The sequence below is a fragment of the Methylococcus sp. S1M genome, from assembly GCF_051295855.1.
In the GTDB taxonomy this organism is placed as follows: Bacteria; Pseudomonadota; Gammaproteobacteria; order Methylococcales; family Methylococcaceae; genus Methylococcus; species Methylococcus capsulatus.
In genome coordinates, this window is the sequence record NZ_JBPDXO010000002.1 from 127,233 (window position 1) to 146,400 (window position 19,168).

At 63.3% G+C, this 19,168-nt stretch carries 16 protein-coding genes; 10 read left to right on the forward strand and 6 right to left on the reverse strand.

Annotated features, from left to right (window positions below; translation table 11 throughout):
* Positions 1 to 28: 28 nt before the first annotated feature.
* Complete coding sequence (locus ACSHWJ_RS04215; RefSeq protein WP_432539459.1) at positions 29 to 727, reverse strand: hypothetical protein; 699 nt, start codon at positions 725 to 727, stop codon at positions 29 to 31.
* A 25-nt stretch (positions 728 to 752) separates the two neighbouring features.
* On the reverse strand, positions 753 to 2,270 hold the full coding sequence (locus tag ACSHWJ_RS04220; protein ID WP_432539458.1) for a hypothetical protein: 1,518 nt from the start codon (positions 2,268 to 2,270) through the stop codon (positions 753 to 755).
* A 240-nt stretch (positions 2,271 to 2,510) separates the two neighbouring features.
* On the opposite strand from ACSHWJ_RS04220, the gene ACSHWJ_RS04225 reads away from it, so the two are divergent.
* Positions 2,511 to 3,683 (forward strand): cytochrome-c peroxidase, encoded by a 1,173-nt coding sequence (locus tag ACSHWJ_RS04225; protein WP_432539457.1) that lies wholly within the window; start codon positions 2,511 to 2,513, stop codon positions 3,681 to 3,683.
* Positions 3,684 to 3,688: 5 nt separating this feature from the next.
* Here the strand turns inward: ACSHWJ_RS04225 and cax are convergent, their stop codons facing one another.
* Positions 3,689 to 4,774 carry a calcium/proton exchanger gene (gene cax, locus ACSHWJ_RS04230; RefSeq protein WP_432539456.1) on the reverse strand — a complete coding sequence of 362 codons (1,086 nt, stop codon included), beginning with the start codon at positions 4,772 to 4,774 and terminating at the stop codon, positions 3,689 to 3,691.
* Positions 4,775 to 5,351: 577 nt separating this feature from the next.
* Here cax and ACSHWJ_RS04235 point away from each other — a divergent pair.
* The 8 genes from ACSHWJ_RS04235 (at position 5,352) to ACSHWJ_RS04270 (ending at position 13,849) form a co-directional block, all read left to right on the forward strand.
* Positions 5,352 to 5,693 carry a hypothetical protein gene (locus tag ACSHWJ_RS04235; protein ID WP_017364312.1) on the forward strand — a complete coding sequence of 114 codons (342 nt, stop codon included), beginning with the start codon at positions 5,352 to 5,354 and terminating at the stop codon, positions 5,691 to 5,693.
* A gap of 84 nt (positions 5,694 to 5,777) precedes the next feature.
* Complete coding sequence (locus ACSHWJ_RS04240; protein WP_432539455.1) at positions 5,778 to 8,402, forward strand: heavy metal translocating P-type ATPase; 2,625 nt, start codon at positions 5,778 to 5,780, stop codon at positions 8,400 to 8,402.
* Positions 8,403 to 8,570: 168 nt separating this feature from the next.
* Positions 8,571 to 8,981, forward strand: coding sequence for a hypothetical protein (locus ACSHWJ_RS04245; protein ID WP_143708510.1), 411 nt, complete (start codon positions 8,571 to 8,573; stop codon positions 8,979 to 8,981).
* Positions 8,982 to 9,036: 55 nt separating this feature from the next.
* A complete protein-coding gene (locus tag ACSHWJ_RS04250) occupies positions 9,037 to 9,228 on the forward strand; it encodes a hypothetical protein (protein ID WP_017364309.1) in 192 nt (63 codons plus the stop codon).
* Between the two features lie 41 nt (positions 9,229 to 9,269).
* The gene (locus ACSHWJ_RS04255) at positions 9,270 to 11,630 is read left to right on the forward strand and encodes a cation-transporting ATPase (protein WP_432539454.1); all 2,361 of its coding nucleotides are present in this window, start codon (positions 9,270 to 9,272) and stop codon (positions 11,628 to 11,630) included.
* Positions 11,631 to 11,686: 56 nt separating this feature from the next.
* Entirely contained in the window at positions 11,687 to 12,475 is a 789-nt protein-coding gene (locus ACSHWJ_RS04260) for an EcsC family protein (protein ID WP_432539453.1), read from the forward strand.
* A gap of 243 nt (positions 12,476 to 12,718) precedes the next feature.
* Positions 12,719 to 12,955 (forward strand): hypothetical protein, encoded by a 237-nt coding sequence (locus tag ACSHWJ_RS04265; protein WP_432539452.1) that lies wholly within the window; start codon positions 12,719 to 12,721, stop codon positions 12,953 to 12,955.
* Between the two features lie 45 nt (positions 12,956 to 13,000).
* Positions 13,001 to 13,849: a 23S rRNA (adenine(2030)-N(6))-methyltransferase RlmJ gene (locus ACSHWJ_RS04270; protein WP_017364305.1), complete on the forward strand. Its 849-nt coding sequence runs from the start codon at positions 13,001 to 13,003 to the stop codon at positions 13,847 to 13,849.
* 37 nt (positions 13,850 to 13,886) lie between these two features.
* Here ACSHWJ_RS04270 and ACSHWJ_RS04275 read toward each other — a convergent pair whose 3' ends face one another.
* Together ACSHWJ_RS04275 and ACSHWJ_RS04280 are read right to left on the reverse strand one after the other, a co-directional pair.
* On the reverse strand, positions 13,887 to 15,209 hold the full coding sequence (locus tag ACSHWJ_RS04275) for an NAD(P)/FAD-dependent oxidoreductase (protein ID WP_432539450.1): 1,323 nt from the start codon (positions 15,207 to 15,209) through the stop codon (positions 13,887 to 13,889).
* A gap of 40 nt (positions 15,210 to 15,249) precedes the next feature.
* Positions 15,250 to 16,239, reverse strand: coding sequence for a CHAD domain-containing protein (locus tag ACSHWJ_RS04280; protein WP_432539449.1), 990 nt, complete (start codon positions 16,237 to 16,239; stop codon positions 15,250 to 15,252).
* Between the two features lie 179 nt (positions 16,240 to 16,418).
* Between ACSHWJ_RS04280 and ACSHWJ_RS04285 the strand changes: the two genes are divergently transcribed.
* A complete protein-coding gene (locus ACSHWJ_RS04285; protein WP_218797934.1) occupies positions 16,419 to 18,575 on the forward strand; it encodes a RelA/SpoT family protein in 2,157 nt (718 codons plus the stop codon).
* Positions 18,576 to 18,749: 174 nt separating this feature from the next.
* Here ACSHWJ_RS04285 and ACSHWJ_RS04290 read toward each other — a convergent pair whose 3' ends face one another.
* A complete protein-coding gene (locus tag ACSHWJ_RS04290) occupies positions 18,750 to 18,995 on the reverse strand; it encodes a hypothetical protein (protein ID WP_432539448.1) in 246 nt (81 codons plus the stop codon).
* Between the last annotated feature and the right edge of the window lie 173 nt (positions 18,996 to 19,168).

Consider the following 19,168-nt stretch of genomic DNA (forward strand, 5'->3'; position numbering starts at 1 on the left):
TTACGGACCACCTCAGGTCATGAAAACGTCAAAATCCGCTGAGGACGCGGTAAACGATCTTGTGGTTGTCGGCCGCCAGCACTTCGGCCTTCAGATTCCGGAAAGTGATGGTGGTCGGGAATGTGTCGGCCGCATAGCTCATGTCCAGCGTCACCATCGGCCGGTCGAAATCGCCTCCCTTGTACTCCATGAACCGGAGGCTGAGGGTATTGTTGGCGAAACCCTGATAAATCAACTCGTAGCGGAAGGCGCCACCGTGCGGCACGACAATATCCTGGGTCTTGTACGGCAGTCGGGGGGACAGCGGCTGTTTGATCCAGGACGACTCCGGCGCCACCCGGACGTGATCGAACAGGCCATCGCCCGTTTCGTCCGAGAAACAGGCCCTCTTGTAGGCACCGATCAAGGGATCGATGTACATCAGCTTGTCCGAACAATAGACTGGGTCGCTCTGCACCGTCGCCGGAAACACCGGATCACCGGCATCGACGAAGACCGCGCCCTCCCCGACCACCTGCCGGCTCGATTCGGTGAAGACGGCTCCCTTGCGGTGCCAGTAATTGTAGACCGTGAACATGCGTCCGCCGGCCGGCGCCTGTGCCTGTTGTCCCAAGGACGGCTCGAGCCCCGACACGTCCGAGAAATTCGACTGGTCGACGACCGGTGCTGGCGCACAGGCGGCAACCGCCAGCGCCGCCGTCACCCACAGAAGTCCGCGAAATAGCATGGATTTTTCCTCTGGACTGGATTGCTCAGTAAATGAACCCGACGCCGAGGTTGAACTGGCCCGGCAGTTGTCCCGCCCCGGAACTGATGTTCTGATAATCGGCCTTTATGACGATGTTGGTGATGGGTTTGTAAGTGAGGCCCGCCTGGTAGATGCGCCGATCGTAAAGGCCGTCGTAATCGGTGAAGCCGTCCGGCACGGTCGCCAGGGTATTGTAACGTTGGTAACGCACGAACGGCGCGAGGTACTGGGTGGTCCCCTGCCACAGCCAAGGCAGCACGTCATAGGCCCCCTCCACATACCAGCCGTAATTGGAACTGCCCACCGTCTCGCCTTTGGCCTCGCTGAGTATCGCCGCATCCCCGATCCCACCCCAGGCTCCCAGCGCCCGGAATTCGAAGCCTCGGTAGTGCCATTGGAGGTGACCTTCGTAGAGTTGGGTGAACACGTTGGGCTTCTGCGGACCCGCAGCGGTCATGAAGACATTGCCCTGCCCCGCATCGCCGAGGAAGGTCGAGGCGCCGACCATTAGCCCCGGCAATTCGGGCGGCATGTAGTCAACCCGACCGGTAAACGCCAGATTCTCCGCGAGAGCCTGGCTGCCACCCTGGCGACCCTCTCGGATGCCGAACGAATCGAAGCCCTCCGCATTGAGACCATTGATGCCGTAGGCGCGGTAGACCAGGCCGGGCACGATTTCCCCATGTACGCCAACGCCCATTTCCCGCCAGGTCGTCGGGATGATCAACTGCTCGACCTCGGGACGCCGGTTGCCATGGAAGAATGTCGGCTCGTGGATCTCGTTGATGAAGCCCATGGGCACCAGCATCAGACCGGTACGGACGTTGGCCCGGGGATCGAACAGAAAATCGAGGTACGAAAACTCGACGGAAACCTCGCCCTTCTCTTCGCTCCCCTCGCCGGTCGATCCGTGCTCAAACTCGATTTCGTTGTTGAGAACGATCCAGTCGTTGAACTTGTAGCCCGCGTAGAGAACGAGTCTGGCCATGTCGGCCGTGTTTTTCTGCTGCAGCGATTTTTCCACCCCGTCGTTTTGAAAATTGGTGTAGAAGAATTCGCCGTAACCGCCGATCGATAAGCCTCGCTTATTCATGTACACTTGGGAGGCCGCCGGCGCCATACCGTACATGCTCTTGTATTCCCGCTTTTCCGGGATGATCAGCGAAGTCTTGAGTTTTTCCACCTCGGCCGCCAGGATATCGGTCTTGCGGTCCGATTCGGACTTGACTTTTTTCTTGCCGGCCTCGTCAGCCGGCTTTCCCGGCTCGGACGGCGCTTCCCCCTTGCTGGCCGTCTTGAGATCCTGCACTTCCTGCTTGACCTCCTTCTGGACGGTCTCGGTCTGGCCGAGCTTGGTCTTCAGCGCTTCGATTTCCTGTTGTTGCTGCTGGATCACTTTCCAGAGCTCTTCGACCGAAGGCATCTTCTGAGCGGCAGCGGCCTCTCCCGCAATACCGACGGAAAGAAGGGCGGTGGATAATGCCGCCCGGAGCGGGTTCGGTCTGACTGGTGGTGCATTCATTGCTGACTCTCCCCTTATAAAAGATAACACGCTTGCAAATGCGATTGATTCGCGTTTGAATGAACATTAGCATCTGCATCGGAACGTTGCAAGTGCCCTCTGAAGGAAGGCGTCCCCTTCCAGGGATGACGGGAAGCGCCGGAAATCGGACAGCGGTCAGAGGTAGAGCTTGCCCCGGCGCCAGGATTTAACGAGAATTGTTCTCATTATTTACTCGAGCAAGAGAGAGGGGAACCTCGCATGAAATACCGTTTCACCTTCGCGGCGAGCATCTTAGGACTAATGGCATCCCTTTCGGCTTCCCCGGAAGAACTCACTCTACCGGGAGGAAAACACCTTTCCAAAAAGGCCCGGCTCGGCCAGAAACTGTTCTTCGACACCAACCTGTCCACGCCACCGGGTCAGGCATGCAGCAGTTGCCATGATCCGGCCACGGCTTTTTCCGATCCGAACAAGAGCCAACCGACCTCCAACGGCGCGCTGAAAACGCTCAAAGGCAACCGCAATGCGCCGACCGCGGCCTATGCCGCCTATACCCCGCCATTCCACTACGACCCCATTCTGCGCCTGTTCGTTGGGGGGCAGTTCCTGGACGGACGCGCTCCGACACTCAAGGAACAGGCCAAAGGACCGTTCCTCAACCCCTTGGAAATGGCCAATCCTGATAAACAGACGGTAGTGAACAAGGTCCGTGAAGCGGAATACGCCTGGATGTTCGACGAGGTGTTCGGTCCCGGCTCGCTCGATAACACCCGTAAGGCCTACGACCGGATCGCAGCCGCAATAGCCGCCTTCGAACGGTCACCGGTGTTCGCCAGGTTCGATTCCAAATATGACTATTACCTGAAAGGGAAAGTGAAACTCACGCCGCAGGAAATGCGCGGGCTGGTGATTTTCGAATCCGAGGAAAAAGGCAACTGCGCAGCCTGTCACCCGAGTCGGCCGAGCGCGGACGGCACCCCACCCTTGTTCACGGATCACACCTACGACAACCTCGGCGTGCCCAAGAATCCGAACAACCCCTTCTACGCGCTGCCGCCGACGCTGAACCCGGACGGGCCGGCCTTCATCGACCTGGGACTGGGCAAGCGGGTGGGCAAGTTCTGGGAGGACGGCAAACTGAAGGTGCCGACCTTGCGCAACATCGCTCTGACCGCGCCCTACATGCACAACGGCTATTTCAGCACCCTGCGGTCCGTGGTGGACTTCTACAACACCCGCGATGTCCGCCCCACCTGTTGGAACGAACTCGTACCCGAAGCCGATGCCCAACGCTTGGGCTGTTGGCCCGCACCCGAGGTCAAACAGAACGTCAATGGCGATGAGCTCGGCAATCTGCGCCTGAGCGACCGGGAGGTCGACGATCTGGTCGCGTTCCTCAAGACCCTGACCGACGGTTACCGGCCGGAGTAAGGGAGTCAGGAAGCCGGGGTGACGGGGATGTAGAAGAATCCGATGGCGAGTATGCAGTAGACGCCGATCAGCAGGAGCCCGTCGAACCAAGTCGATTGGCCGTCTCGGACCAGGTCGCGTGTGACCACGACGGCGAGCATGACGGCGACGATCTCGAACTGGGAAAACAGGAGGTCCATGTCCCGTCCGATGAGCATGCTGAAGAACACCAAGACGGGCGCCACCACCAGAGCGACCTGGGTGCTGGCACCGACGGTGACGCCCAGCGCCAGTTCCACCTGGTTGGAGCGGGCGAACCGGATCGAGTTGAAGGTTTCGGCGGCGTTACCCACGATCGCCAGCAGGAAAACGCCGGCGAACAAGGGTGTCAATCCCATCGCATCGGCCGCCGGCTGGACGGCGTCCGTCATGATTTCGCTCATGACGCCCAAGGCGATGGTCACCACGGCGAGGACCGCAAGCGCCCGGTTCCTGCTCCATCCAAGCTCGCCGCCCAACGGCTCCGGTTCGGCCTTGCCTTTTTCTTCGAGCTCCTCGGCGGCCGCCGCGACACCGAATACTGCCTTCTGGCTTCGGAGGGTGAGAACGATGCTGCTGCAGTAGACGAAAAACAGCACCGCTGCTATGTGGACGCTGATCTCCTCATCGGAACTCGCGCTGAAGTGAAACACGGCAGGAATGATCAGGGCGATCGCCGCCAGCATCAGTGACGCCGCGTTGCGCCTCGCCGTCTTGGAGTCGAATTGCTGCTCTCCATGTTTCATACCGCCGGCAAACAGCGACAAGCCCAGACCGAGCAACAGATTTCCGATGATGGAACCGGTCAACGAGGCCTTGACGACGTCGACCAATCCTTGATGAAGCGCGAACAGCCCCACGATGATTTCGGGCGCATTGCCAAGGGTCGCGCTGAGCAAGCCGCCGTAGGTGGGCCCCAGATAACTCGCGAGCGATTCGGTGGCATCGCCCATCAGCGCCGCAAGGGGCACGATCGCCAGAGCAGACGCCAGGAACACCAGCGTGGGGTGGGCATCTCCCCAGTCCAGACCCAACGCAATCGGAACGAATACCAGCAACCAGTTCAGTCTCACACTCGGGGCTCCCAAGATTGATGGCGCATAAGAATGTTCTCTCAAAACAGTCGTCACGCCTGCCAACCATAATCGCGCGGTTTGAACCAATCGGCGCAACGACCCAACTAGCGCTGCTGGTCGCCCCCATCCCGGTCATCGCCGGCCATCTCGTAGGCATGAGTATGGACTGCTGTTCACCCGGCTCGAACTCGTCGGCATCATCCTGTCGATGAAGGTCGCCCGGAACCCCTGGGCGACCATTCCCCGACCCGGCTCGAAGGCATGATGCCGATCGGAGTCTACCTGATGTTCGGAATCGGCTTCATCCATGCCTCATCGCCGTAGCCGACGGACAAGAAACTTACACATAATCCCAATAAAAATTTAACGAGCCTGACGGATATTTATGAAGCTCGGCTTTGAGACCGGCACCGCGATGTTACCGTCAGGTTAAAGCGGATTCCCGGCGTCCTCTTCGTCTTGGCTTCCGCCGGACAGACGTGTTAGCCTGAACCCGAGTGTTACAGGCCGTTTCGAACGACCGACCCGTCCGGCACAACGAACATGTCGAACTTCAAGGGGGTATCCAAGTACCATGGCAGATTCAACCGCGAACAGTACCAGCACAGACGCCGGCGAAGCCGAAGCCCTGAAATCGATCTCGGATGCGATGCGTGATGCCGTGCAGAACGCCACGGAAGACGCGGCGAAGGTGAAAGAGAAACTGGCCGGCATGGATGTGGGACGCTCGCTGTCACGCTTCGCCTACACCAGTTCCTACATGGTTTCTTACGGCATCGTCTACGGCACCGTCTTCATCGCGCGGGCCATTCCCCAGGACAATCCCATCGTCGAGGGATTCATCGACGGCGGCCGCGCTGCTCTCGATGCGCTGAACGAAGCCAAGGAAACGCCGGTGACCGCACCCACCACCTGAGCCGCGCCGCCGGCCCAGGGGCGCGATGACGCCCCTTCGCAAAGGAATCATCGTCAATTCGTTGGTCACTCAGGACAGTCGATAATGCCCTACGCCGCTTCCAGTCCCCGCGCTCCGAAACACTCCGGGACCAACAGCATCACCGTCTCGTTTCCCGCCCCCGGAACCATCGCCGTCCACGGCCAGGAGATGTTCAGCGACCCCGATACACCGGTGTGTCGGGCTTTCCTGCGGCGGGTATTCCGGGTACCGCAAATCCGGGGCGCGACGATCAAAGCGGCGCCGGCCTGCCGCGCCGAGCTGCATTTCGACACGAAGCGTCATGCCGCGAAAGAAGTGCTGGGGCGAGTGGCAGACTGCCTGGTGGAAGACGAAGGCACGCCAGCGGAGGGCGAGCCGGTTTTCGCGCCGATGATCACCGCGCGCGATCGCCAAGGCGTCGTGCATTACCATCGCTTCGGCAAGCGCGTCACGGGCTGGCAGGTCGTGAGCGACCAGATCGGCTCGATCCGGCTGAAGAACCCCGTCCTGTACCGCAAGAACAATCTGTGCCAGGCCATCGAGCGGGAGCTGATGAGCGTACTGGGGGTCGATCGCTACAAAACACACTCGCTGCGGTGCACGGTACAGATCGACTACGATCCACGCCGCCTGAGCCAGACCAATCTCATCGAGATCCTCGACAGCGCCCTGGAAACCGCCGAGCACCAGGAAGCACTCGACAGACTCGACCTCGACCTGACCATCTGCAGCTTGTCCATCCCTCTGGCGGCGACCGCGCAGTTCGCCGTTCCCGCCCTGCTCCCACTGTCCGCGGCGGTATTCGCCTACACCTCCATCCCTTGTTTCCGGGGAGCCTACGAACGTCTCTCGAAGGAAAAGCGGATCGGCTGCGATTTCCTGGATTCGATCGTCGTGCTCGGCTGCCTGGGCACCCTGCAGCTCCTGCCCGGCGCGGTGCTGGCCTGGTGCCTGTCCTTCGGCCGGCTGCTGGTCAAGAAGACCGAGGACAATTCCAAGAAGATGCTGCTGAACGCCTTCGGCAAACAGCCCCGCCATGTTTGGCTGGTCAAAGACGGCGTCGAGATCGAGGTACCCATGGACAAGGTCCAGAAGGGTGACATCGTCGCCGTCCACACCGGGGATACCGTACCGGTGGACGGCCACATCGTCGAAGGCATGGCAATGATCGATCAGCACACGCTGACCGGGGAATCCAGCCCCGCGGAAAAGGGCGTGGGAGACCGGGTGTTCGCGTCCACCGTCATGGTGGCCGGCAAGATCTTCGTCTCGGTCGAGCAGTCGGGCGGTGAAACGGCCTCCGCCAAGATCAGCCAGATTTTGAACGACACCGCGGGCTATAAGCTGTCATCCCAGAACAAAGGGGAGAAGCTGGCGGATCGGGCCGCCGCTCCGACCCTGGTCGTGGGCGCCATCGCATGGGCGACCATCGGACCCAGCGGCGCAGTCGCTGCCCTGAACAGCGACCTCGGCACCGGCATCCGGATGGCGGCGCCGCTGGCACTGTTGTCTTCCCTGGCGCTGTGCGCGCAAAAGGGTGTCCTGGTCAAGGACGGCCGGGCACTGGAACTCATGGGCAGGATCGACACCGTGCTGTTCGACAAGACCGGCACCCTCACTCGCGAGTGTCCGGAGGTCGGCCGCATCATCACGGCGAACGGTTTCGCGGAAAACGAGGTGTTGATGTATGCCGCCGGTGCCGAGCAGAAGTTCCATCACCCCATCGCCCTGGCCATCCTGAAAAAAGCGGAGGAATGGGGCATCGACCTGCCGGCGACCGACGAGACCCAGTACAAGGTCGGCTACGGCATCGACGTCAGGGTGAAAGGCCGGCGAATCCGGGTCGGCAGCGCCCGCTTCATGGAGAGGGAGGGCATTGGGCTGACCCCGGAAATCAAAGAAGCACTCGATGCCGCCCACCTCGAAGGCTATACCATGGTGATGGTCGCGATCGGCGACCGGATCGGCGGAGCACTGGAACTCCAGGCGGCAGTCCGCCCCGAAGTGAAGGACATTGTCGCCGGCCTGCGGGCGCGCGGCGTCAAGCACCTGGCCATCATCTCCGGCGACCACGAGGCGCCCACCCGCAAACTGGCCGAAGAACTGGGCATGGACCGCTATTTCGCCCAGGTCTTGCCGGCGGACAAGGCCGATTACGTGGAAAAGCTGCAGCAGGAAGGCCGTACCGTCTGCTTCGTCGGCGACGGCATCAACGATTCCATCGCGCTGAAGAAGGCCAACGTGTCGATCTCGCTGCGGGGCGCCACGTCCATCGCCACGGATACCGCCCACATCGTGTTCCTCGAACAGGGCCTGGGCAAGCTCTGCGAACTGCGGGACATTTCCCGTGAGCTGGAGCGCAATATCGCGCGCAGCTGGGCCATGATCATCGCCCCCAATGTCGCCTGCGTCCTCGGTGTGTTCACCCTGGGCTTCGGCGTGGCGGCCTCGGTTTTCACCAACAATGTCGCGGCGCTCGCGGCGCTCGCCAACGGCCTGCTGCCGATGCGGAAGGTCGCCCTTCTGGAAGCCGAACGACGCCACCAGCTCGAACTCGAACTCAAGCGGGCGGGCTGTGCCGAGGCGGACCGGAGCGGAGTCCCTAAAGCCGGCGAGGCGATGGAAAGGGTGAAGGCGGCGGAAATCGACGAAGCCGACGATGACAAGGGGCGCGCGCTGGCGGCCTAGGAGTCCGGCTCCGCTCGCATCGCCCGCCCCGCTTCGAAACAGCCCAGGAGAGAATCGCCCATGTCCGAATCAAACGCCCCCACATCCCGTGGCCGCAGAAGCAAAACCGCGACCGCCGTCCCGGAAAGCGCCGGCGGGCGGCCGGCTCCGAGGTTTCGCATATTCATCTTGGATACCGGCTGGACCTCCCCCGCCGCGCAGGTGATCCGGGACAATTTCGAGATGATCCGCTCTTTCCAGGACGGTGACCCGCTCTACGTACTTTCCCCGGAACAGTCCCGTGACATCGTCAAGCGGCATCCGCAGTTCATCGGCAAGGACCCGGTGCTCATCGTCCGCGACATGCGCCGATCCGGTCCGCGCGATGGCGGCGAGTACCACGGATTCCATCTCAATCTGGGGCTGATTCAGAAGCCGGTCCGGGCGCTGCACGCCCTGCAGGAGTTCCTGCGCTTCCTGAGCCTGCACCACGACAGCCCCAATATCGAAAAGGACATCAAGGACAGGCTGCACAAGGACGGCTTCCTGGGTACGATCGAAGTGATCCGTGAGGGCGCCAAGGATGCCATGGGCGCCTGACTGGACCGCCCGTTCGCCCCGTATTTTCACCCCGTTGAATCCGGAGGACAGACGCATGGAACAGGTGACGAACGCACTGACCACCGCCCTGGCGGCCATTTTTCTGTCGGCCATGATCATCGAAGTCCGACGCCGGCAGAAGCAGTTGCAGGAGCTTTACAACGTCCTGGACGAACAGGACAGGCTGATCGTCATGGAACTCGACCGCATGGTCGAACTCGGCGAAATCAAGCCCTATGCCGATTAGCCGTTTCGCCGACGAGCCGCGTGCTCCCAACATAACGATGTATGGCCGGTAGGATCGCGTTCGGTTCCAGCTGGCTACGCATCGAGGATACGGCGGTCTTCGGCCCCGGCCGAGCGAAGATCGCCCGCCGTTTTGCCCGGCGGGTGTTCACCCTCCCGGAAGTCGAGTCACTCGAGCTGGAACCCTCCCGGGGATGTGCGCTCATCAGACACCGCACCGCGAAGACAGGCGTCGACGCTTTCCGCCGGCGGCTGGCCGCCGCGGTGGACGTCGAGGAAGAAGGGCGGGCAGACCGGGATTTGCCGCAGTGGCCGGCGGATTCCCCCGTCACGCTGCATCGGCATGACGACCTGATCTCGCTGTTCCGGATCGGGTCCGCCGCCAATGGCTGGCTCGAATTGCGACATCCGTCCTTGCAGGGCAATGCCGTACGTCTCCGAACCATCGAAGCCGCGCTCGGCGCACTCGATGCCGTCCGGCGTGTTTCTGGCCATGCCGCTTCCGGCACGATCCGAATCCGTTACCACGCCGGTTCACTGGAACCGGCCGCTCTGTTACGCGTCGCCGAGGGGCTTCTGATCGCCGAAACGGCATCATGCATTCCCGAACCCGCGGCGGTGGATTTCCGGGTCGCCAACGCCAGTGTCGGACTCGGCGCCGTAGGGGAGTTGATGCTGCCGCTCGCGACGCCGCTCGCGGCAGGTCTGCTGGTGGCGGGCAATCTCCGGGTGCTGCAGGATGCCGGCAAACAGATCAGCCGCGGGAAACCGGGCGTGGCGGTGTTTCACACCGCCCTGCTCGCCTGCTCGATCGCCACCGGCCAGGTCCTCGCGTATGCCCTGACCGAATGGTCTCTGCGCTATTGGCAGCAGAACTGGCGGAAGCATCTGACCCGGGAAACCCGGGCGCTTCTGGAAGACAACCTGCCGGTTCCGGCACAGACCGTCCTGCTGAGCCCCGAAGGCATCGAGTCACGGGTCGCTTCCTCCGATCTGCGCGCCGGCGACCGGGTCAAAGTCTCTGCGCCCCGGATCATCCCGGTCGACGGCGTCGTCCTCGCCGGCCAGGCCCTGGTCCAGGAATCCAGCCTTCGCGGACATCCGGGCCTGGTACGGAAAACAGCCGGCGACGAAGTGCTTGCCGGGACCGTCGTGGCCAACGGTTCCCTGGATATCCAAGCCGTCCGCACCGGACCAGAGACCCGGGCCGCCGGTCTCACAAGGCAGGTCCTCGACACCGCCTCCCTGATGCCCGCCGACCGAACCATGCGACGCCGAGCGGAAGAACTGGCGGACCGCACAGTGTTCCCTACTCTGGCCACCGCCGGCGTAGGCTGGGCCGTGGGCGACCTGATCACGGTGGGCGCCATCCTGCATCAGGACTGGGTCAGCGGCCCCGGCATGGTCCTGCCGATGGAGACACTCCGGGCCATGCGGCTGGCCTGGCGCAGCGGTGCCCTGCTCAAATCCGCTTCGGCTCTCGCCCGCATGAAGGACAGCGACTTCCTGGTGATCGACGGCGATCTGCCGGGCCTCCTCGATCCGCAGCTCGAGCTGGCCGAAGTGGCCGGCCAGGCGCCGTACACCGACACGATCCTGCGGCACGCCGCGGGCGCCGGACTGTTCCTCGGCGACGAACGCGCCGAGGCGCTGGCCCGAAGCTGCGCCCAGCGTGGGCTGGTCGTCCGCGAGCCGGAACTGCTGTCGCTGGACGCCAATGCGGTCGAGGTGCGGAGCGGCCGCCATACCGTCAGTCTGACGGGAGCTCTCAGCCACTCCGAGGCGGTCACGGCGCCGTTGCGGATGCGCATCGACGGCACCGACGTCGCGGAGCTGCGGTTCACTTACTCGCACCGGCCGCGCGCAAGTCAGACCCTCGCCTCTCTCCGCGCGCTCGGCATGCGGCAGATATTCGTCGTCTCGTCACGCCCCGAGGCCGAAACCGCCGAACTCATGCGCCGCCTCGGTGCCGATCTTTCCGGCGGCGGGCTGAACGCGGAGCAGAAGATCCGCTTTCTACGCGGGCTGAAAAACCGGGGCGTGCGGACCACGCTGGTCGGCGACTTCGACAAGGAGTCCGAGATGGCGGGCGAAGCCCATGTCACCGTCGGCCTGGTAAACCCGCTGGGTGACAGCGGGCCCTGCGACATCGCGCTCCTGAGCGAATCGCTCGATCCCCTGGTCGCTCTGATGGAGCTGGCCCGAAGCCATGACGCCAACGTCGTTTCGGCCTGCCGTATGGCGGCGATCCCGAATCTGCTTTGCATCGCCGGCGCCTTCGCCGGTATCCTCAACGGCATTACTTCCGGCATCATCGCCAACCTCGGTGTCGTGAACGTCGACCGCCGTCTGCGGCGAAACCTGCAGATGGCAAAGGTGCGTCGCGTTCCGCTTCTGCGCTGAACAAGCCCGGCGCTCGCCGGAGTCCGGAGCCCTCTCCGCCAGTCTTGCTGATAGGCATGAAACACCTCATTCCAGCCATGCCACCGAGCCATTACGAAGCCGAACAGATCCGGGCCATCGCCGCATGGAAACGGCGTAAGCCTCATCTGGCGAGCCCGCTCCTGAACCGCGCGCGGCGGCCGCTGGTCCGGCTGGGCCGGAAGATCATACCCGCCCCTGCTTCGCGATTCGCGCTCGACGCCCTCAACAAGATGGCCGAGCAACTGGTACGGGACGACTGGATCCTGCGCCACGGTGGAATTCGCAGCCTGGAGGAAATCGGCGCGCAGTCGCTGGAATTCAGCGATCGCTTGGCCGACAAAGTCATCGAAGAAGGACTCAAACTCGCCACCGGTGTAGGCGCCGTGACCGGCACGGGCAGCCTGGGTACCGTCCTGGTGGGCGTTCCGGCATTGCTGGGCGTGGCGCTGCGGCTGATCCATCGCGTGTCCCAGGCCTATGGCTATTCCACGGAGCGCACGGGTGACCGCGGCTTCATGCTGCACATCCTGGCGCTGGCCACCGCCGAAACGGCCGAGGAACGAACGCGCGCCATGGAGAACTATCATTGGCAGCTCGAGCATCACCTCGTCGGCGACGCCGTGAACGACGCAGCGCTGGCGGTACTGCAGCGGATCGTGTTCGGCCGCAAGCTGGCATCGTTCGTTCCCGGCCTGTCCGTCGCGCTCAATGCCTATGCCAACCGGTCCTTCAGCCGGCGCGCCGGCCTCGCCGCCAAGCACGTTTACCAGGAACGCTGGCTGCTCGATCGCGGCAGGATCGCAGGCTGGATACCACCCACGTGAGTCGCGATTGAGCCGTGCCACCTGCTGCAGGTAACATGGGCGGTCCGACCTCGAAGCAACATAAACATGACCGAAAGTCCCAATCCCGGGCGCAAATCTACGAAGCGGCGTAACAGGCCGGCAGCCCTCCCTGCTCCGCCCCGGCCCACCAGACCGGAAAAGAGCGAACCATCCCTCGAAAATGGCTTCGCGATACTGGACGCCCTCGCCATTGAACGAAAAACGGAACAGCGGATACGCCGCATGCCACATGACGTCGGCTGGCTGCTGATCACCGCCGGTGTCGTCGGGCTGGTCACGCCCGGTGTGCTGGGCCTGCCTTTCCTGGCCATGGGGGGGCTGGTGTTGTGGCCCGGCAGCAGCATGCGCCTGGAGCGGTGGCTGAACGGGCAGCCGCCGCGGCTGTTGAAAGGTAGTATGAGACAGATCGGCCGTTTTCTCGATGACCTGGAAAGGCGCTACCCGCCATCAGCCCGCTAATCGTCCCCGGTTTCCGGGGTGCGAATCCTCGTTTCCATTCGACCGATGCTGAGCTACCGCCACGGCTTCCATGCCGGCAATTTCGCCGACGTCCTCAAGCACGCGGTGCTGACGCAGATCGTCCGCTCGCTGCTGCGCAAACCGGCGCCCTTCTTCTACCTCGACACCCATGCCGGCGCCGGGCGTTACGACCTGGAATCGGCCATGGCGAAGCAGAACCGGGAACACCGGAGCGGAATCGAGCGCTTGTGGAAGCTGCCTTCGGTACCGCCCGAGCTGGAGGATTACCTGGCCGCGGTGAGGATGCTCAATCCCGGCGGCAGATTACGGTTTTATCCCGGTTCGCCGCTCATCGTCCGGCATTTCCTTCGCGGCGGCGAACGGATGGTCCTGTGCGAGCTGCACGGCACCGAGGTCCTGTCGCTGCGCTCTCTCTTCGCCGGCGAACGCCGGATCACGGTCCACCCGACCGACGGCTACCAGGGCCTCAAAGCCTTCCTGCCGCCTCCCGAGCGGCGCGGCCTGGTGCTTTGCGATCCGTCCTTCGAACTGCGCAACGAGCGCGAACGGATGACCGAAGCCGCGGCGGGGGCCTGGAAACGCTGGCCCACCGGCATTTTCGCCTATTGGTACCCAATCCAGGACCGCCGCACCGCCGACCGGCTACGCCGGAAATTCCGCCAGACCGGCATCGACCGGTTGCTCGCGATGGAGCTGTCGGTGCTGCCCGAAAGCGGTGACAAGCGGATGTACGGCAGCGGCATGATCGTGATCAACCCACCCTGGCGCCTCGACGAACACATGAAGACCTTGCTGCCCTGGCTGCACGCGACCCTCAGTCCGGAGGGCGAAGGCGGCTGGCGGCTGGAGTGGCTGGCGGGCGAACCGGACTAGAGAAGCGCGGACGCTGGACTTCGAACCCGCCTCCGCCTCAGTGCAGCTTGATCTTCGGCCGCAGCTTCTGGCTGAAGAAATGAGCGATCATGATCAGGCCGACCCGCAACGGCCCGAACAGTGCGTACTGGTGCATCTTGTAAAGGCTCAGGTAGACCAAGCGGGCGATCACCCCTTCGATCATCACGCTGCCGAGGAGATTGCCCATCAGATTGCCCACCGTGCTGTACTTGCCTAGGGAAACCAGGGAACCGTAATCGCGGTAACGGTAATCGACCGGCGCCTTGCCGGCCAGAAGCCGCAGAATGTTCTCGTAGGCAGTGCTGGCCTGCTGGTGAGCCGACTGCGCGCGCGGCGGCACAGTGGTGTTCCTTTCCGGCCAAGGACAGGCGCTGCAGTCACCGATGGCAAAGATGTGGTCGTCCCGCGTAGTCTGCAGCGTCTGGCGCACCACGACCTGATTGAGGCGGTTGGTTTCCAGATCGGTCTGCGCCAGGAAATCCGGCGCCTTGACGCCAGCCGCCCAAACCTTCAGCGTGGCGGGAATGAATTTGCCGGTATGGGTGAGGACGCCATCCGGCCGTGCCTCCACCACGCGCTCGCCAAGGTGCAGTTGGACATCGAGCGCCAGGAGCTGCTTGACCGTGGATTCGGACAGACGCGGCGGCAATTCGGGCAACAGCCGGGGGGCAGCCTCGATCAGATGAATCTTGATATCCGAGGGTGTGACGTTGTCGAGGCCGTAAGCCGCCAGCAGTCGGGTGGCCTGGTGCAGTTGGGCCGAAAGTTCGATGCCGGTGGCGCCGCCGCCGACGATGGCCACGTCGAGCTGACCGGGCTGCTTCGCCCCGCCCATGGCATGGGCGCGCATGTAGGCCTCCAGCAGGCGGCGGTGGAACTGCTGGGCCTCTTCCGTAGTGTCCAGGAAGATGCAGTTCTGGGCCACGCCGGGTACGCCGAAATCGTTGCACACGCTGCCGACGGCGATGACCAGAATGTCGTAGGGATAGGAACAGGCAGGGATCACCTCCTCGCCCGCGGCGTTGGTCATCGGCGCGAGCTTCACCTGTTTGGCGACGCGATCCAAACCGTTCATGCGCCCCAGGACGAAACGGAAATGGCAGGCGTTGGCCTGCGCCAGGTAATCCAGCTCATCGTCGTTCACGTCCATCGTGCCCGCCGCGACTTCATGCAGCAGAGGCTTCCAGATATGGGTGGGATGGGCGTCGATGAGGGTCACCTGCGCCTTTCCCTTCTTGCCGAGCGTCTTGCCCAGTTTGGTCGCCAGTTCCAGGCCACCGGCGCCGCCGCCAATGATCAGGATGCGAGGTGTCGGTTGCTCGTTCCGTTTTCGTTGCATGAATCCCCTTCCATTCTTGTTAGGTTGAGTCCTAAAAAGTTTAAGCCCTACGCCGACCTCTGTCTCCTTCACCGTGGCCGGGTCCGAACAGTTTGCGAAAACGCCGGCGCACCGGCTTTCCTGCGAATTCCGCGAAGCCTTCGCCGAAAGCCCGGCGGCAGCGCGACTGGCGTCGTTCCAGGTGACCGACCAGGACTCCCATCGCCAGCAGGGTGTCGAGCGGCTGGCCGTCCTGTCTCAGGGTTTCCGCCAGGCGCAGGAGGCGGGCGCGCTGGACGGCGGTGTCCTGGCATTCGCCGAGGACGTCCTGGAGCTTCTTCAACTGGGCGATGAGATCCCGGAGCTTGCCATCGCCCCGCAGCGAAGCCGAGAACTCCAGCAGATAGCGCAGTTTCTTGCCCCGCTTCCGCAAGGCGTGGAACGCATCCTGCGGACTGTCCGGCCCGAGCGCCGCGCCCTCCCGCAGCATCGACCGGTAAAGTTTCCAGATGCGCCGGCCGCAGATCTCGCCGGCGGGAGCGAGGGCGTTCGGCGCCGCCGGACGCTTCGGCGCGGGCCGTTCGAGGAACCGGCGCCAGTTTTCGATCGTGCGCCGGTAATCCTTGCGCCGCATACGCTCCGCCAGTATCCGGTGAGCAGACGCCGTTTCCCGTTCGAGATACGACTGCAGCGGCGCCAATGCCGGCCTCAGCGACTCGGGCAGCATCGAATGGTAGAGGGGCAGATCGGCGAGCATGACCTGGCAATCCCGCAGCGGCCCGGTCAATTCGCCCAGACGACCGAGCCGGTCCAGCCAGCAGCGGGCATCCCGTTCGGGGAACACGCCTTTCAGCTGCCCCAGCAAGGTCCGGCTGCGGCGCAGGGCCACACGGTAGTCGTGCAATGCCTCGGGGTTTTCCAGAATCCCGGTTTCACTGCACTCCATGCGATCGAGATACTGCGACGCGAACCGGCGTACGATGGCATCGGCACGGCATTCCGCCAGCGGCGGGGTATCGGCCTTCCCCGATTCCTCCTCTATCTCCTGCATCACCCGCGCTCCTCGAGCAACATACGGTTTCGGCTCCGGCCCGCGGGCGGGAAGTATCAGTTCTGCTAAGATTGCGGGAGAGCCATTCGCAGCCCGATTATGGTGGTGATCCCCCTCACGCGGCAACCGCCGTACCTGCTCGCCTCCAGGCTCTGGCGTTTCCACCCGCTCGAAACTGAATGAAGCACACGCACTACCAGTCTGACGCCTCGAAATTGGATGCCGAACAACTGCACCGGCTGTTCGAGCAAGGCTATCCAGCCCAAGCGGAAAACATCCGCAAGGCACTGAACCTCGCCATCGACGCGGCGGCAAAGGATCCCGAGACCCGCCCGCGCGGCGTCGACGTCGGACATATCCTGCTGAACCTGAAGGTGGATGCTTACAGCATCCAGGCCGCGCTGCTGGCCGATCCTTATCTGCGGGAGACGCTGCCACAGGAATTCATCCGGGGCCATTTCGACGAAGAGACCGTCCGGCTGTTGGAAAAGGTCAACTGGCTCAATACCTTCAACGAATATTCACTGCAGGATAATCCCGGCCCCGAACAAGCCGAACTGCTGCGGCGCATGCTGCTGTCCGTCGTCAACGACGTCCGCGCCGTGCTGGTCCGCCTCGCCTACCGGGTACAGCGCATGCGCATCCTCAAATATCAGGACAGCGACGTCCGGGAGTCCATCGCCCGCGAAACCCTGGAGCTGTATGCCCCCTTGGCGCACCGGCTGGGCGTCGGCCAACTGAAATGGGAACTGGAGGACCTGTCGTTCCGCTACCTGCATCCCGACGAATACCGTACGCTCGCGAAGTCCTTGAGCACCAACCGCGCCGAACGGGAAGTCTACATCCTGAATTTCATGGGGCTCTTGAGGGACGAGCTCAAGAAACTCGGCATCGACGCGCGGGTATCGGGGCGCCCCAAGCACCTGTACAGCATCTGGAAAAAGATGGAGCGCAAACATGCCCAACTGGCCGATCTGTACGATCTTCTGGCGGTACGCGTCACGGTGGACAGCATTCCGACCTGCTACACGGTGCTGGGCGCGGTCCACGGCCTGTGGCCACACATTCCCAAGGAGTTCGACGATTACATCGCCAACCCCAAGGATAACGGCTACCAGTCCTTGCACACCGTCGTCATCGGGCCCGACGACCGCCCGGTGGAAATCCAGATCCGCACCCAGGCGATGCACGAATTCGCCGAATACGGTGTCGCCGCCCACTGGCGCTATAAAGAAGGCGGCGGGCAGGACGCGGCTTTCGACCGCAGCATCGCCTCCCTGCGCCGGCTGCTGGAGAGCGAGGAGGACAACGATTCGCTGTTGCAGGACTTCCGCGAAGAGCCTTTCGGCGATGCGATTTTCGTGCTCACACCACGCGCCCAGGTCATCCGCCTGGCCAAAGGCAGCACCCCGGTCGATTTCGCTTACGCCATCCACTCGGAAGTCGGACATCGCTGCCGGGGCGCCAAGGTCAACGGCGCCATGGTGCCGCTGACCCACCCGCTGAAATCGGGCGACAAGGTGGAAATCCTCACTGCCAAGGAGGGCGGCCCAACGCTCGGCTGGCTCGACCCGCGTTTGGGATACGTGCGGACCGCCCACGCGCGCAACAAGATACGGCAGTGGTTCAAACAGCAGGACCACGACAAGCACCTGCGCGCCGGCAAGGCCATACTCGACAAGGAAAAGCACAAGCTCCAGACCCGGGACGTCGACCTCGACGCCCTGGCCCGCCATTTCCACCTGCCGCGGCCCGATGACGTCCTGCTCGCCATCGGCCGCGGCGACATCGGTCCCGGACAACTGGCCGCCGCGCTCCAGGTGCCCGGATTCCAGCCGCCTCCCGTACCGCCGCGGAAACCGGCGCGCGCGGCCGTCCGCGGAACCGGCGAAGTGACCGTGCAGGGGGTCAGGAATCTGCTGACGCATTTCGCGCGCTGCTGTGCGCCGATCCCGGGCGATCCTATCATCGGCTATATCGGCGTCGGCCGCGGCGTGACCATCCACCGCCAGGACTGTCCCAACGTCGTCCAGCTCCCCTCGGGCAAACGAAACCGGCTGATCGACGTCGCCTGGGGGGAGGAAACACGGGTGTTCCCTGTCGAAATCGAGGTTCGCGCGTTCGACCGCAAAGGACTGCTCAAAGACATCACCCAGGTGCTGGCGCATGAGCACATCAACATCCTGCGGACTTACACCGAGACCAACCTGCAAGACCAGGGCGTCGTCATGGACATCACGGTCGAAGTCCACGACCTCGGCCAGCTCAGCACCGCATTGGAAAAGATCGGGCAGATCCATAACGTACAGGAAGCCCGGCGGAAACTGCCTGGCTAGGGCAACAACATCACCTTTCGCCGTGCAGTGGCGACTCCCGGCGCCAAGAAGACTGACGAATGGTCACGACCGCGAGCATGACTTGAATCGGCTTGCCCCCGCGGTCAGGTGCCCCGAAAACCTCCGTGGGTCGTGCCGTTCGGGTACGAAGTATTTTGTCGGGTAGCCTGTGGCCTACGGGCTGGGCGGATGGGCGAGGAACCATTCCAGCAGCCGGATCATTCCCGCCACCGCACCGACGGAACCGACCACCCCGAGGGTCTGACGATGGATGGCCTGGGTCAGACACACTTCCCCCTCCTCGATCTCCTTCTGCAGCCGCAATCCGGTCTCGCCCACCTGGCCGGGGTCAATTGTTCGGCGAGTCCTGGCGCTACGCTCATGGCCGTTCCAGAAACCGCTCGCGTCGCGGTTTGGCATGGGCCCGCTGAACGGCCCCCGCACCCGGACGAGGCTGGCCGGTCCGTTATCGTGGGAATGGGGAGGACACCGAAACGCCCGCCCGAGATGGCGGGCAGGTTCTGTCCTGCCGGACTGTGATTCGATCACCTCCCCATTCCCGCCATCGCCCTCCTTCCGCCGCGCATGAAGCC